We start from the raw sequence: 14280 nt of genomic DNA, 5'->3' as shown, positions 1-14280 counted from the left end.
AAGGTTTCGAGGGGCATGGCTGACTCTGAGGGTTGCGAACCCGGTATAGGTCAGCACGACTTCTCATTAGTTGCACATCGCGTTCTACCTGTTCCATGGCGCCATCAGCGCTGCCCTGAAGTGCTGTGGCGATGCCTTCGCTTCGCCTGTCTTTCGACCATCATCGGCGCCATCCAGAACGACGATCACCACTTCACAACCGACGCCCTGATCGTCGCAGGGATCCATGTTGCCGACAGGTTTGCGCGCCCGGCGAACACCTGGCGCGACGAGGCAGCCGCTGGAGGGCTGCAACCATGAGCACGACACAGCACGCGACCCCGACCGCAGCCAATCCCTACTTCGTGCCGGCTGGCAGCCTTGCATAGTTCTTCGTGATCAGCGAAGGCATTTCGACCGATGATGAGCTGGATGGCGCTTCGATGTTTCTGGATACGGCTATCAGCGTGGCCAGGAACCCAGAAGATCTGGAGGCCAACACGATATTTGCCGTTCGCCACCTTGCAGAAATCGCGAAAGCCTTTGACGACACGGTTGTCGATTCACTCATTGAAGCCCGAAGGGCAGCAGATCAGGCCACGTTGACGGCTTGGAAAGCTATTGCAGCAGCGAACACGAAAGCATGTTGCAGAGATTTCAGGAAGTTGGGATTTTTACGCCGAATCGAAGGCCGCTTGCTTGATATCGGACCAGACCCGGACGTGCACCGGGATTTTCCTTGGTGCGGCGATGGTTCAGGGCAAGGTTCATGGTTTCCGGCAAGGTTTCCGTCACCGGCGCATGGACCAATCTGGCGCCAGGGACAAGACGAAGCGCGATGTTGCTGGCGGCGGCCAGACCGATCTGATTCAGCACATCGTCAGAAAGACCGCCGATCAAGTAACGCTGCCTACATTTTTGTGACAGGCACGGAATCCTCAAGCTGAGGCTTTGTTGTCTCACGACATGCCATGCAATCGCATCAGATTTGATGGGATCAATGATGGTATTCCCATTTTCATAAACCTGAAACCCTTGCTACGACTGTCTTTTCTGGCTGTTACTGGCGGAGAGAGCGTCCGCTTAATGCTAATCCAGAGGAATCCAGAGATGTTCATTTATTATCATATAAAACAGCAATATATGCGATGCAAGCAGCCAAGACAGTCCTATACAATCCTGTCAAATCCTGGTACAGTTTGATAGTCATTTCGATAGTTGGACGGATAGCATGGCACGCCAACAGCAACGACTTTCTGCCCTGCAGGTCAGCAAGCTCACCAAGCCTGGGCTGTATGGCGACGGTGGCGGCTTGACGCTCCAGATCACCGCCACGGGCGCGAAGTCCTGGTTGTTTCGCTACATGGTGGCCGGCAAACCGTACGGAATGGGGTTGGGGCCGACGCATACCGTAAGTCTGGCGGAGGCGCGGCAGAAGGCGCTGGACGCACGGAAGTTGCTTGTCGACGGCATCAATCCTTTGGTCGCCAAGAAGCAGAACCAGATCGCGGCCGCGTTGGCCGCCGCCAAGATGATGACTTTCGATCAGTGTGCCGCGGCGTACATCCAGACGCACAAGGCAGGGTGGAAGAACGCGAAGCACGCGGACCAATGGACCAACACCCTCAAGACGTACGCCAGCCCGGTGCTCGGCCATCTGCCGGTAGCCGATGTCGACACGGGTCTGGTCGTGAAGTGCCTTGCGCCCATCTGGGAAAGCAAGACCGAAACGGCCAGTCGCCTGCGCGGCCGTATCGAGTCCGTGCTGGACTGGGCGACCACGAGTGGTTACCGCACCGGCGAAAACCCTGCCCGCTGGAAAGGGCATCTGGAGAACCTGCTGGCCACCATCAGCAGGTCCAGTCGCACGCGCAACCATCCGTCGCTGCCATGGCAGCGCATCGCTGCCTTCATGGCGGCTCTGGGCGCACGAGAGGGGATATCGGCGCGAGCGGTGGAGTTCTGCATTCTGACGGCGTGCCGGTCGGGAGAGGTGCGCGGTGCCCGATGGGCCGAGTTCGATCTCGCGGGCAAGGTGTGGACGATACCCGCCGAGCGCATGAAGGCGCGGCGCGAGCATCAGGTCCCTTTGAGCGATGCGGCGTTGGCGTTGCTGGAGTCGATGCCGAAGGATGGCGAGATCGTTTTTGCCGGCATCAAGGGACAACCGCTGTCGGACATGTCGCTGACTGCCGTAATCCGTCGCATGAACGGCGATGACAAGCCGGTGTGGGTGGATGCCAACGGCGATGGTGTGACCGTGCACGGTTTCCGTAGCACCTTTCGGATGTGGGCGGCGGAGACGACGAACTACCCGCGCGAGGTCGCCGAGCACGCGCTGGCGCACCAATTGCCGGATGCCGTCGAGCGTGCGTATCAGAGAGGTTCGCAGTTCACCAAGCGTGCTGCGCTGATGGCGGATTGGGCCGCGTTCTGTATGACGGTGCTGCCTGATGCGGTCGTCAAGCCGATTCGTGCCGCCGCGTGAACGATCGTTTTCGCCCGTGATACGACGGCCGGCGGACTGCAAGTTGCGCAGTGCCGTTGTTCCTTCACCTCGGTGAACTGCGCAGTGTCAAACCGGAAGTCATCCAGCATCAGCTCGCCCACCAGGTTCCCGACGCACTCGAAACAGCCTACAACCGGACCACGTTTCTCAAGGACCGTCGGGTCATGATGCGCCAACGGGCGGATTATCTTGACGGTTTGAAGTCGGGCGCCGCGGTCACACCGCTGCCGCGACGCGCCTGATTGCTTTCAGAAACCGGGCGGTGGTCGCGCTGGAAACGGCGTTTCCCATGCGCCGCAGCGGATCACGCGCTGCGCGACGCCGCGCTGGACGCGAACGAATCGAAGGCACGCACCGGCGAGCGAGGCGTGTCGGCGCTTGGTCGGTGTCGCCTATAACTCCTGCTCCAGCAGCGCACCGTTCTTCTGTAACCACGCCTTTGCCTTGTCCATGCCCGGTGCTTGCGAACGCACGATGTTCCAGAAGCGCGGCGTGTGGTTCTGCTCGATGAGATGCGCCAGTTCGTGCACCACGACGTAGTCGATCACGAACATGGGCGCCTTGATCAGCCGCCAATTGAGAATCACGTTATCCTGTGGCGTGCATGAACCCCAACGATATTTGCCCTGGCCGATCTTGGCTTCCTTGTAGGCGACGCCCAGGTTCCTGGCATGCGATGCCACCCGCGGAAGAATCTTCTCCTCCGCCTGAGCGATGAACCAAGCCCGGAAGGCTGGCGACTGGCCGGCGTGCGCGCGTGGCACAATGAATTTCTGTTCGAATCGAATCTCGCCGTCTCCCTCCACCAGCTCGATGCGGTACAGCCGACCAAGGTAAGGCAAGGACTCGCCGGTTACCAGCTCTTTGCCAGGGGGGTGAGGCAGCGGATCGTACTTCTGGACGTGGCGGGTTTTCTCGTAAAGCCACAACTTGCGCGACTCGACGAGCTGGCGGATTTTTTCCGGCGCGGTCCCCTCTGGCGCCGTGACGACGATGGAACGGTCGCGCTCAACCGTAATCGTCAGCGTCTTGCGTTTGGCGAAAATCGTTTTGTAATTCAGTTCCATATCAGGCCGCGTACAGGATCCGGTCGTGGTTCTTCTCGGCGATTTCCATCACCCGCGAAATGATCTGGTTACGGTTGGCCACCACATTGGGCAAGGCATTGAACGTCGCCGACAGCAGAATCTGCTGAATTTCCGCCTTGAGACGATTCCGCGCCGGCACGCTCTCCCAGAAGCTGGTCAGCTTCAACTCCCGTTCCACCACCAGAAAGACTTGCTGGGTCAAATCCACCAACTGGCCCACCTGGTCGTCGCCAAGCTCCGCCGCAGCGAACACCTCGGTCTTGAACATGCGGAAGAACGGCATCTGCTTCTTCTTGTGCAGGCCATAGGTCGGCTCGTTGGCCGCCTCGATGATGCGTTGGCGCAGCTTCTCCAGTTCTTCGTAAATCTGCTGCCAGTTGTCCTTGAAGGCTTGCAGGATGGCCGCCAGCGCCGCCGAGAAGGAAGCTTGCAGTTCCGGATCGTCGTCCAGCTCGATGTCCAGATGGTGGCGGATGGCGTGCTCCACTTCGGCGGCCTTGGTCTTGGTGCGCTTGCGCTTGGCGACCTTGCTCTCGAAATCCTCGTCGAAAATCGAGATCGGCTTGACCTTCTGGTCGATGCCGTTCGAGGCCAGATACTGGTCCGTCAGCGCCCGCAGCTTGGGCGGAATGCCCTTCATGCTCAGGCGCTGGTCGTTCAGATGCCGCCCCGCCTGCACGTTAATCGCAGTAAGCGCGTTGTAGGTCTTCAGGTAATCCAGCGCTTGCTTGGCGGGCAACACCAAATCCAGGCTGCGCGTTAGTTTCTTGAATGCCAGCATGAATTCGAAGCGGATGTCCTCGTCGGAGAACAGATCGAAAAAGGCGTCGGTGTCGGTCAAATCGGTCAGGCCATAACGTTCCAGCAGCGCCATGATGGCCTTGTAGTCGGCCCGCAATTCCCGCAACTCGTCCTCGGGAAAGCTCAAGGTGTCGAGTACTTCCTTCTGCTCGCGCTCGTCGTAATTGTCGATGGCCTTCTTGAGGTGGTGGCCGATACCGACGTAGTCGACGATGAAGCCCTTTTCCTTCGCCGCGCCGCCCACCCGGTTGACGCGGGCAATGGCCTGCAAGAGGTTGTGGGCAACGATCACCTTGTCCAGATACATCACCTGCTCGATGGGCGCGTCGAACCCGGTCAAGAGCATGTTGTTCACGATCACGATACCGATCTCGCCGCTCACGCCTTCGTCTTCCTTGTCGAAGGGCAGCTTGAAGCTCTTGATGCTGCGCGCATGGCGGCCGCTGTCGGTGAAAGCCTTGAGGTGCGGCAGATCGTTGTGGCTGCCGGAAATCACCACGTCGGTCTTCAGCGCCTTGAGGCGGGCGAGGTCCAGGTTCAGCGGGTTGACCTGTTCCAGCTTCTGAATGGCTGCACTCAGCGCTCCATCCAGCGCCGCCTTGTAGCGCACCGCCGCCTCGCGCGAGGTCGCGACCACCTGTGCCTTGAAGCCGTTGGGGAATACATGCGCCAGATAGTGCGCCACCATGTCCCCGGCCTTGGCCTGGATGGTGGGCTCGGCTTCGAGATAGGCATCGCGCGAGCCATAGCCCAGGATTTCCAGGCGCTGCTCCAGGTTGTAGTCGCTGAACACGTCGGCGAAGGCGGTATCCATGCCGGACTGGTCCGACACCTCGGCGTTGTGGGTGCGGCCTTCGTAAATGATCTCCAGCGTCACGCCATCCTCGATGGCCTGGCGCATGCTGTATTTGTCGATGTAATCGCCGAAGACCTTTTCGGTCTTGTCGATGGGCGTGCCGGTGTAGCCGATGCGCGCCGAATTGGGGATGGCGCGGTCCAGGTTCGCCCCCAGCAGCGAATACTGCGAGCGGTGCGCCTCGTCGGTCATCACCAGGATGTTCGGGCTATTGTTCAGTTCCGAGAAGGTTTCCGCCAGATCGGTCTCGCGGAACTTGTGGATCATCGCCATCACCAGGCCCGAGGAGTCGCTCTTCAGCAATTCCTTGAGTTTGGCGATGCTGTCCGCCGCCTTTACGGTAAAGCCGATGCTGCCGCCGGTTTCACCGAGTTGCTGTTCCAGTTGGGTGCGGTCGGTGACGAACACCACCTTCCACTTCGAAAGCGTGGCGTGGCGGTACATCTCGCGCACCATGAACATCATGGTCAGCGACTTGCCCGAGCCCTGGGTGTGCCAGACGATGCCGCTGCGGGCGCGGGGCGTGGTGCCGGAGAGCAGGCGTTGCACCGCCAGTTTCACGGCGCGGAACTGCTGATAGCGGCCGACGATCTTGATCCGCTCGCCCTTGTCCGACTCCGAGAAGATCGTGAAGCTGCGGAGGATGTCCAGCAGGTTTTGCCGGTCCAGCATGCCCGCCACCAGCCGCTGCTGGTCGTTGGGGCCGCTGTCGCCGTGGGCCAGGTCCTCCACCGTGCGCGGGTAGGGGTCGGACCAGCGATAGAAATGCTTTTCGATGTGGGTGGTGATGGTGCCGAACTTGGCCTCGTTGCGGCAGGTGGCGACGATAAACTGGTTGAAATGGAACAGCGGCGCGCTGCCCTCACCCTTGGCGCCGCGCTGTTCGCTGTAGCGCAGCATCTGGTCGATCGCCTCGGGGATGGGTTCCTTCAGCTTGGGCGACTTGCACTCGATCACCACCACCGGCAGGCCATTCAGGAAAAGAACGATGTCCGGGATGATGTGGTGCTCCGTGCCCAGGATGCGCAGCTTGAACTGGCACACGGCGATGAAGCGGTTGTTAGCCAGATGCGCGAAGTCGATGTAGCGCACCGTCGGGCTTTTCTCGCCCGTTTTGCGGTTCTCGGTCACGCTGGTGTTTTCCAGCAGCAGGTTCAGCACATAGCGGTTGTTGTCCAGCAGGTTGGTGCTCGGGAAACTGGCGGTGAGGCGCTTCGCCACTTCTTCCACCTGGTCGTCCTCCAGCCAGGGGTTGATGACCTTGATCTGCTCGCGCAACACCGGCCCCAGCACCACCTCGGTGAAGCTCTCGCGGAAAGTCTGCTTGGGCTGCTGCTTCACCTCCAGGTCGATGACTTCCCACTGGAGTTCCGCCAACTGGTCCAGCAGCGGCTTCTCGACGTGGTTGCGCTCGTCGAGGAGGATCGGGGTGGGCGTCTTGTCAATCATGGGACAACCTCAATGGAATCAAGGGGCGCGGTCCGCTCCGCCAAAGGATTCAACCGCGACACGCACATAGCGCTGCGGCTGGCGACGGTGTTCGGCAATCTCCAGATGATCGCTCTCGATGCGTTTCAACACCCCAATATCGAAATACTGTTCGCCGCAAAAATCACACTCCAGGCAGGGCACCTCCTCGACGATCAACATCTCGCCGTCCTGCTGGTGCAGATAGCGCGTGGTCTTGGCCGATAGATGCTTGTTGCCGCAGAAAACGCAGTGGTCAGTCATGCTGCACCTCGCTCATAGGGGTTCTTGAATTTGGGTGGCATGGGAATATACACCGTGATGACCACCAGCCCATCGTTCATCCGGCCGCACACCACATGCACCGGCTTGCCGCCGTCGGTGAAGCCGGCCAGCAGGCAACTCTCGCCGCGCCCGGTATCCCCATACTGTTCGATGATACGGCCGGAGCCCAGCGCCTGCTCCACCTCGGCCAGGCTCAAACCGTCGTTTTGCCGCTCCCGGTCGCCGTGCCGGGAATAGCGATAGCGTTGCAGATCAACGCATTGTTTGATCCAGTCCAGGCTCAACATGGCGTCACTCGCGCGCAGGGCATGGCACACGGGAAGAGCACGCGGGAGTTGCGCTCATCGAGGCGGATGTGGGCGGGGGTCTTGTCCTGGTAGGCCATGCGGGTGTCCCGGTTATTGGGCTGCGGCGGGTTCAAGAAGCGGGGTGACGCGACGCTTGGCGGTGAGGAGGTCGTGCATCATTCCGGCCTTCTGAAGAAGCAACTTGTCACGGTACTTAGCACTTGCCTGCCAAGCAGAATGAATTTGTTCAAGCAATTGGCAGATTCGTTTCTGTTCATCCTCGGGAGGAACTGGCACTCTCAGCCTTCGCACTTCTGCGATATTGATGCCTTTTACTGCCTGCCCCAGCGTTTGAAGATCAACCTGTGCTTGAACGTCCGCCGACTGAAGGAGATAAAAAAAATAAACAGAGAGATGGCCAGCTTTCAGCCTTATGCGGGCCGCATCTTGCGTAATGTTTGCGCCATCAAGAGCTATTGGCACCAAAGCGACTCTTCCTGTTGTTCCCCGAATGGTGATAAGTAAGTCATTTGTGCGAAGCCGTGACCGTTTGTACGCCGCATCTATCTTTGGATCGGTAAGAAGAAGGTCATTGAGGCAGATTTCACCATCAAAGATATCCTTCACCTTAATCACTGGAACACCATCGTCCACACCTGTTCCGGGCATAAGAATCCCATAGCAGATTGGGGCGTCCGAACTAATACAATCGTCGAGCAATTTTGCATCCCACTCCAACGGAATCCGCCCCAGGGGGGAATCCTTGAAGGCGTGGGTGGCTTCGGAGCGGATGTTGCCGTGTTCGTCTATGCCCTTGGTGAGCAAGTCCTGCATCAGGCCGGTCTTGATGCGCTGCTGCTTGGCAATGAGCGCCTCGGTTTGCTCAATGGCGCGGTCGAGCGTTGAAAGCACCTCGGCGATTTTGGTTTGTTCAACAAGCGACTCAGGATATTTAAATTCGATCTTCTTTAGCTTGTCTTTATTAAGCGTTGCACCCTTGATCGCTTGATCGACGTTCTGGAGCAAATTCCATTGCTGGAGGCCGTAGAAAAGAAACTCCGGTGTAAGTTCTTCTGAACGCAAGCCTGCGATGGCTTCATTGGTGTATAGATCACACCCCGCGAAGGCGACTCTCCCGATTGAGAGTTTGAAACTCAGAAGAACGGTGCCTTTGGGTTGTTGCTTCACGTTCGAATTGCGTACTCCAAGGTCTGTGATTTGTTCGGCTGTTTCACAGACCATTCGCCGATTCAGATCCTTAATTGAAACCCAACGGTTGCTTGTGTCTTTGGTGGAGTCCCAGTAATCGGGATTGCTCCGCGAGGGCGTTCCACCTATTTCAATGGAACAGAGTCCGCCGAGAGTGCCTTTTGTCCATCCATCCATCGCGATCACCCCAGGTAACCCAAGCTCGTGAGGAAACCGTTGAGCGCGCCCAGCGTATTCGCCCGCGCCTCCTCCAGCCCCTGACTCGACACCGCATACTTATCCCAAAGGTTCCCGACAATCCCCAGCAGCGCGCGCTTTTCGGCGTTCAGGTAGCGCAGCAGTTCCTTGTTGGCGAGGTCATGCAGTTTTTTCAGGATCAGGCGCCGGGCGTCGGCCTCGGTCAGTTGTCCGCCGATGGCGGCGAGCACGGTGTCTATGCGGGCAAGGCGTTGCGCCAGCGCGGCCTGGTCCTTGTGCAGCGCGGTGAGTTTCTTCTTGTCCTCCTTCAGCGCCGGATCGAGTCCGGCCATGGCGGCGCTGGCTTGCGCGATCAATTCCTGGGTTTCCGCCTTGTCCTCATCGCCGCCGATACGCTTGAGGCGGAGTTTGAGTTCCAGTTCATCCTGCTGCTGCTTGAGCGCGGCCTTGTGGGTCTTGATGCGCGTTTCGATGGCGCTGAGGCCGTCGCGCAGGTCCACATAATTCTTGCGTTCCTTCTGCGCCGAGGCGGAGGTGGCGGCGGCCAGATCGTCGATCAGGTCTTTCAGGTATTTCTTGATGACGGCGGCGGTGAGTTTGGCCTCCCCTTCTTCGCCTTCGACTGCTTCCGCCTCATAGCTCGCAGCTTCGGCAGCGTTTTCCACCGCGTCGGCCAGTTCGCCCTGGGTTTCGTTGATCTTGCTCTCCAGCGCCTCGATCTCGTCGGCCTCGGCCTGGAAGTATTCGGCGATCAGGTAGGCGTCGGGAATCAGGGTGTGGTGCCAGCCGGTGGAGATGACGGTTTTCAGGTCGTAGCGGATGGCCTGCCACCAGTTGACGAATACGCCGGCGCTCTTGAATTCATCCAGCACGCCCAGGGCCTGGAGTTTCTGCTTGAGGGTGGTGAGCAACTCGGCGCGCACGTCGGGGAGCTTCCGCCCTGCGCGCAGTTGGGCGAAGTCGTGCTGCGCCGTCTGCCACCATTGTTCCAGCCCAGTGGTGTGCGCCGCGAGCCTGGCCTGCAATTCGGCATCGGCCTCCAGCGCGGCCTTGATGGCGGGTTTGGCGTCGAGCGTGGCGCGGAAGGCGAGGTAGTCGGCGCGCAGCGGCTCGAAGAAGTGTTCCGGCGCGACGCCGAATTTGTCGAACTCGCCTTGTTTGGCGCTGACCTCGATCTCAGGAATGCCGCCGATCAGGTGGGCCTGCACGTCTTCCGGCTCGGGTGCGGGGGTGTTGTCCACATAGCGGCGGATGTTGAGGTTGTAATCGTGCTGCTTGACGATCTCGTCCTTGTCCACCAGGCGGCTGTACCTTCCGATGCTCAGCTTGTGGCTGAAGACGTGGCCGATTTTTTCGATGTCTTCCGGGCGCAGCTTGTTCTGGGCCTTGCCCTCGGCGTATTCCCGGTCGGCGTTGATGAACAGCAGCTTGTTCCGGAGCGCGTCCGGCTTGCTTTTGTTCACCACCAGCACGCAGGCGGGAATGCCGGTGCCGTAGAACAGGCCGGGCGGCAGGCTGATGATGGCCTCGATGTGGTCGTCCTCGATCAGCAGTTCGCGGATGAGCTTTTCCTTGCCGCCGCGAAACAGCACGCCGTGGGGCATGATGGTGGCCATGTGGCCGTCGGGCTTCAAGCTCGCGATCATGTGCTGCACGAACATGAGGTCGGCCTTCTTGCCGGTTTCCGGGCAGAACTCGCGGAAGCGGCTGCTGAAGCTCATGGCGGCGCGGCTGTAGTTCTGGGAAAAGGGCGGGTTGGCGAGCACGCGGTCGAACTTGCGCGGCTGGCCGTTCTCCAGGATCAGCGGGTCTTCCAGCGTATCCCCGTTCTCGATGGTGAAGCGGGTGATGTTGTGCAGGATCATGTTCATGTTGCAGATCGACCAGACCGTGCCGTTGGAGTCCTGGCCGTAGAGGGCGAGGTCGTTGGCGTCCTGCCCTTGCTCCTCGACGTACTGGTGCGCCTGGATCAGGAATCCGCCCGAGCCGGCAGTGGGGTCGTAGACGGTGTTGCCGGCCTGCGGCTTGGTCAGTTGCACCAGCAGGCGCACCACCTCGGCGGGGGTGTAGAACTCGCCGCCCTTCTTGCCGGCGCTGTCGGCAAAGAACTTGATCAGGTATTCGTAGGCCGCGCCCAGGAGGTCGGGAAACTCGAAGTGGTCGTTGACCAGCACGAAGCTGGGCTGGTTGAAGTGGTCGAGCAGGTCTTTCCACTTCTGGTCGGCGATCTTGGTCTTGCCCTTGACGGCGTTGAAGTCGATGTTGTTCTTCAGCACCCCGGCCAGGGCGTCGTTCTCGTCTTCAATGGCGGCGATGGCCTTGTTGAGCATGTTGCCGATGTCGTGCTTCAAGTGCTTGAGCGGCGGCACCTCGCGGCCTTCGTCGTCGGTCCAGCCTTCGTGCCAGCGGGCGCGGGGCGGTACATAGAAGGTATCGCCGTAGGAGGTCTTGTCGTTGAGCAGTTCCTCCAGCAGTTCGGGGCGGGCTTTCAGGTGGGCGAAGGTGGTGTCGCGCAGAACGGCGCGCTTGCGGTCGAACTCGTCCGACAGGCGCTTGATGAAGAGCATGCCGAAGATGAATTCCTTGAATTCGCTGGCGTCCATCTTGCCGCGCAGGATGTCGGCGGACTTGAATAGGAAGCCTTCGAGCTGGGAGAGGGTGATTTTTTCCTGTTGCATGCGTGCTCTGAAGTCGTTGGTCCGGCTCGGCGGTGAGGTGGAGCGTTGTTGTCAAGTTCGGTCTCGGCGCCGAAGTGCGACGCCGCGATCCGGGCACCCGGCGCGTCGTTCTAGTCATCCGTGCTACCGGCGTTCGGTAATGTACTGGAGCGTCCGGTAGAATCCAAACGAAATAACCTGTGTCGTCTTCTGGAGAAGACCATGGCGCGCCATTATTCGACAAAGAATTTCTTCCGGCAGGTGCCAAATGCTCTGCTGGCCCGTTATTTTGGTGCGCGCGGCGTGCTCGCCGACGTCGACTTTTGCGACGCAAAGACCGACGAGTTGTTTGCTGCCTGGCTGTGTCTGCCGGATCAACAGCGCAACGAGATGGATGCCGAGCTGCGCGAGATCTTCGAGATGGGCTGCGAGAAGGGCTTTCGGGCGATCCTCGACGAGGCGTCTTTCCAGCTTGCGAACGCGCCGAACGCGCGGGTGGCATTCGTGGAAAAGCTGTCCGCGCTGGCCAATCACAGCGAACGGGCGATGGTCAGCTTTCTCGACTACCGCGAGTTTTGGCTGGGGGCGACCCGTTTTTATCACGCCGACATGCTGCCCTACTGGCGCAAGCGAAAGAACTTTCCGCATGTGCCGGCAGCCGTCGATCAGGCCAGCATTGACGGCCTCGCTCAGGCGATCATCGGCTACTTCTTCCCCGCCGAGGCACGCGCCCGACATTGCGTGGTCGAGGCTTACCGCCGGGGTGAGCGGGATTACTTCTTTGCCTACCCGGAAGACTATTCGCAACAGGAGCCCGAATGGGTCGATGGCAAGATGGGCCGGCGGCCGCACAATCCGGCTTTCGAAGTGGTGTTCGTCTATTCCCAGAAAGAAGGTTCGCTCGACCTCAATTTTCGCGGCACCTATAAGGCAATCGAACCCTTGCAGGCGAGGTTTGCGACAACGATTCTCAAGCTCCCGGAGCTGCCACCGGACCCGAGGGACGATCGGGTCTATGACCTCACACCATTCCGGCGGCGCGACTTCGAACTGACTTACGACCCCGGCAGCGGCATCGAGCGGGTCGTGGTGACCAAGCTGCGGCTGTCTTCGCGCCACAAGAAGGGCGACCGCATCACGCTGGAAGCGGATACCAGCGAGAACCCGAAGGCGGTTTATGACCTGCTTGAGCAGATCGTCAAGGCGACGCCCTTGCACCGGTACTACGTGACGCAGGTCGGTCTGAGTGCGTCGGTGGTGGTGGCGGCGGACAAGCCGGCGAAGAAAATTGCGTTCAGCATCACTTACCCTTGCTCGTGCTCGCTGAAATACGACGGAGTGGATTTGAAGCTGCGCGCGATGCTCGAAGCCTCCGGCGTCGAACCCAAGGAACCGACCGACGAGATTGAATCGGACGCAGCGGTTGAGCTTATCGCCTCATGACGCCGACCGATGCGCTCGTCGAACTCTTTGAGCGCCTTGGCGAAAACGATGGTGCCGTAGCCTTCGTTAGCGACCATGAGTTGAGCCAGTGGCCAGACGCTGCGGTTACGACGATGAAGAGGCATTGCCTGCTGACCAAATCTCGCCCGGCAGCGAGTGCGGTATGTCCGGGCTGCGAGCGTGATTGCGTGATGCCGGTGGATACGCTGCCAGCCACGACGAACGCGACGAGCGCTTTCATCGTCTGCGACAAGCGCAGCGACATCAACCGGGTGGCGGTATCGGCCGACCGGCTGGCGCAGTGGCAGTGCAGTGTCGACGCTGTCGTTGCCTTTGTCGCTGCCGCGCTGGGCTTGCGCCGCAGTACCTCGCCTGCCGATGCGGCTGCGTTGCGGGTAATCGGGATGGCCAGTGGCAACAAGCGCGTCCAGGTGCTGTGTCTGAGGCTGGCTGGCGAATTGGCGTTGGTTGCCGGAGGCAATGAGGTGCCTTTGGCGGACCTGATCGAGTATCGCGACGGCGCGTATTTGCTGGACGAAAAGCGAGTGCGCCTGTTGGTAGACGCCGCGACGCCCGCGGATCCTCGCTACACGCCCAGCAACGCCAGACGCGAGGCACGCAAGCTCGATACGCAGGCAATGTACAAGGACTGGCAGAAGGCCTACCGGGATCTGGCCAGGAAACGCCCAGCCATGGCCGACACCTGGTACGCGCAGCAGATCGCCAGGACGGCGATCGCCAAGGGCCGTGACGCCGACACGATCAGGAAGAAAATGAAGCTGTGACAAAGTTGGGCGGAAAGTTTTCGCCCACTTGGAAGCAACGGCAAGCCCTTGGTTTTTCGCGTTTCTCGACCGGACAATGTGGCCAGGCTGCTCTCGCGCTGTCGATGCACGGAGCTTGCAAGCAATTGTTTTGTAGATGTTTTTGATGTAGTGATTTGGCGTTCCTCAGGGGCTCTTTCGCCCAGATCGCCCAGCTACGCTCCCTCTCAGCAGTTCCCGAAACTTCCTGAGAGGCTCCAGTATGACGCACACCATCCTCCGCCTTCCCGCCGTGCTCCGTGCGCGCGGCCGGTCGCGCAGCGCACACTATCTCGACATTCAACAGGGCCTGTTCACGAGCCCGGTGCATATCGGCCTGCGCGCCGTGGGCTGGCCGGCTGGCGAGGTCGCTGCGCTCAATGCGGCGCGCATCGCCGGCAAGTCGGATGCCGAGGTCCGGGAACTGGTTGTCCGGCTCGAAGCTGCCCGCAAGTCTGCCGCGTAGGTGCAGGCGATGAACGTGACAGATTTGCCGCCGGGCGCGGTACAAACCGATGAAACCGGCGAAACCGTCGCCGTAGCCAACGACGAGTTCCTGCGCGCCGTGTTCTCGCATCTCTCCGGTGACGCGGCGCCGGTGGTGACGAGCTTTGCCGGCAATCCGACCAAGGTCTCGGCCGGGGCCTGGCAAAGTCGACGCTGGCGGGACGGCGAAAATGCGCTGCCAGCGGACGGCA

Annotated in this window: 12 protein-coding genes and 1 pseudogene; 6 read left to right on the top strand and 7 right to left on the bottom strand. The window is 60.2% G+C overall.

Annotated elements, in window-relative coordinates; genetic code table 11:
* On the top strand, positions 1-300 hold a 300-nt coding region (locus AW06_RS20775), incomplete at its 5' end, for a hypothetical protein (protein WP_273704720.1).
* 336 nt (positions 301-636) lie between these two features.
* Here AW06_RS20775 and AW06_RS14185 read toward each other — a convergent pair.
* The gene (locus AW06_RS14185; protein ID WP_034951316.1) at positions 637-879 is read right to left on the bottom strand and encodes a hypothetical protein; all 243 of its coding nucleotides are present in this window, start codon (positions 877-879) and stop codon (positions 637-639) included.
* Between the two features lie 331 nt (positions 880-1210).
* Here AW06_RS14185 and AW06_RS14180 point away from each other — a divergent pair, with 331 nt between their 5' ends.
* Positions 1211-2467, top strand: a complete 1257-nt coding sequence (locus AW06_RS14180; RefSeq protein ID WP_034951313.1) for a site-specific integrase — start codon at positions 1211-1213, stop codon at positions 2465-2467.
* An 89-nt stretch (positions 2468-2556) separates the two neighbouring features.
* Positions 2557-2730: pseudogene (locus tag AW06_RS14175) on the top strand (integrase); the annotation flags it as partial.
* A gap of 150 nt (positions 2731-2880) precedes the next feature.
* Here the strand turns inward: AW06_RS14175 and AW06_RS14170 are convergent.
* The 6 genes from AW06_RS14170 to AW06_RS14145 all read right to left on the bottom strand — a co-directional run bounded on the left by AW06_RS14170 (position 2881) and on the right by AW06_RS14145 (position 11357).
* On the bottom strand, positions 2881-3555 hold the full coding sequence (locus tag AW06_RS14170; protein ID WP_034951308.1) for a SprT family zinc-dependent metalloprotease: 675 nt from the start codon (positions 3553-3555) through the stop codon (positions 2881-2883).
* 1 nt (position 3556) lies between these two features.
* On the bottom strand, positions 3557-6679 hold the full coding sequence (locus AW06_RS14165; RefSeq protein ID WP_034951357.1) for an HsdR family type I site-specific deoxyribonuclease: 3123 nt from the start codon (positions 6677-6679) through the stop codon (positions 3557-3559).
* Between the two features lie 21 nt (positions 6680-6700).
* Positions 6701-6964 carry a YgiT-type zinc finger protein gene (locus AW06_RS14160; protein ID WP_034951306.1) on the bottom strand — a complete coding sequence of 88 codons (264 nt, stop codon included), beginning with the start codon at positions 6962-6964 and terminating at the stop codon, positions 6701-6703.
* Positions 6961-7272, bottom strand: coding sequence for a DUF4258 domain-containing protein (locus AW06_RS14155; RefSeq protein ID WP_034951355.1), 312 nt, complete (start codon positions 7270-7272; stop codon positions 6961-6963). Before AW06_RS14155 ends, AW06_RS14160 begins: the two co-directional genes overlap by 4 nt.
* Before the next feature lie 111 nt (positions 7273-7383).
* Positions 7384-8658 carry a restriction endonuclease subunit S gene (locus AW06_RS14150; protein WP_273704723.1) on the bottom strand — a complete coding sequence of 425 codons (1275 nt, stop codon included), beginning with the start codon at positions 8656-8658 and terminating at the stop codon, positions 7384-7386.
* Between the two features lie 5 nt (positions 8659-8663).
* Complete coding sequence (locus AW06_RS14145; protein WP_034951304.1) at positions 8664-11357, bottom strand: N-6 DNA methylase; 2694 nt, start codon at positions 11355-11357, stop codon at positions 8664-8666.
* 201 nt (positions 11358-11558) lie between these two features.
* Here AW06_RS14145 and AW06_RS14140 point away from each other — a divergent pair, with 201 nt between their 5' ends.
* From AW06_RS14140 to AW06_RS14130, 3 genes are all read left to right on the top strand, one after another.
* Positions 11559-12779, top strand: coding sequence for a hypothetical protein (locus tag AW06_RS14140; RefSeq protein WP_034951301.1), 1221 nt, complete (start codon positions 11559-11561; stop codon positions 12777-12779).
* Complete coding sequence (locus AW06_RS14135) at positions 12776-13564, top strand: hypothetical protein (RefSeq protein WP_034951298.1); 789 nt, start codon at positions 12776-12778, stop codon at positions 13562-13564. Before AW06_RS14140 ends, AW06_RS14135 begins: the two co-directional genes overlap by 4 nt.
* Before the next feature lie 241 nt (positions 13565-13805).
* The gene (locus AW06_RS14130) at positions 13806-14048 is read left to right on the top strand and encodes an AlpA family phage regulatory protein (RefSeq protein ID WP_034951296.1); all 243 of its coding nucleotides are present in this window, start codon (positions 13806-13808) and stop codon (positions 14046-14048) included.
* Positions 14049-14280 lie beyond the last annotated feature (232 nt).

It is taken from the genome of Candidatus Accumulibacter cognatus (assembly GCF_000584975.1).
Taxonomy (GTDB): domain Bacteria; phylum Pseudomonadota; class Gammaproteobacteria; order Burkholderiales; family Rhodocyclaceae; genus Accumulibacter; species Accumulibacter cognatus.
Note: the sequence above shows the minus strand (reverse complement) of the source record. Positions and strands in the feature narration are given on the sequence as shown.

Coding starts and splice junctions, on each gene's coding strand:
- AW06_RS14160 (WP_034951306.1), bottom strand. CDS start 6,964: ATGACTGACCACTGCGTTTTCTGCGGCAACAAGCATCTATCGGCCAAG.
- AW06_RS14180 (WP_034951313.1), top strand. CDS start 1,211: ATGGCACGCCAACAGCAACGACTTTCTGCCCTGCAGGTCAGCAAGCTC.
- AW06_RS14155 (WP_034951355.1), bottom strand. CDS start 7,272: ATGTTGAGCCTGGACTGGATCAAACAATGCGTTGATCTGCAACGCTAT.
- AW06_RS14150 (WP_273704723.1), bottom strand. CDS start 8,658: ATGGATGGATGGACAAAAGGCACTCTCGGCGGACTCTGTTCCATTGAA.
- AW06_RS14130 (WP_034951296.1), top strand. CDS start 13,806: ATGACGCACACCATCCTCCGCCTTCCCGCCGTGCTCCGTGCGCGCGGC.
- AW06_RS14135 (WP_034951298.1), top strand. CDS start 12,776: ATGACGCCGACCGATGCGCTCGTCGAACTCTTTGAGCGCCTTGGCGAA.
- AW06_RS14170 (WP_034951308.1), bottom strand. CDS start 3,555: ATGGAACTGAATTACAAAACGATTTTCGCCAAACGCAAGACGCTGACG.
- AW06_RS14140 (WP_034951301.1), top strand. CDS start 11,559: ATGGCGCGCCATTATTCGACAAAGAATTTCTTCCGGCAGGTGCCAAAT.
- AW06_RS14145 (WP_034951304.1), bottom strand. CDS start 11,357: ATGCAACAGGAAAAAATCACCCTCTCCCAGCTCGAAGGCTTCCTATTC.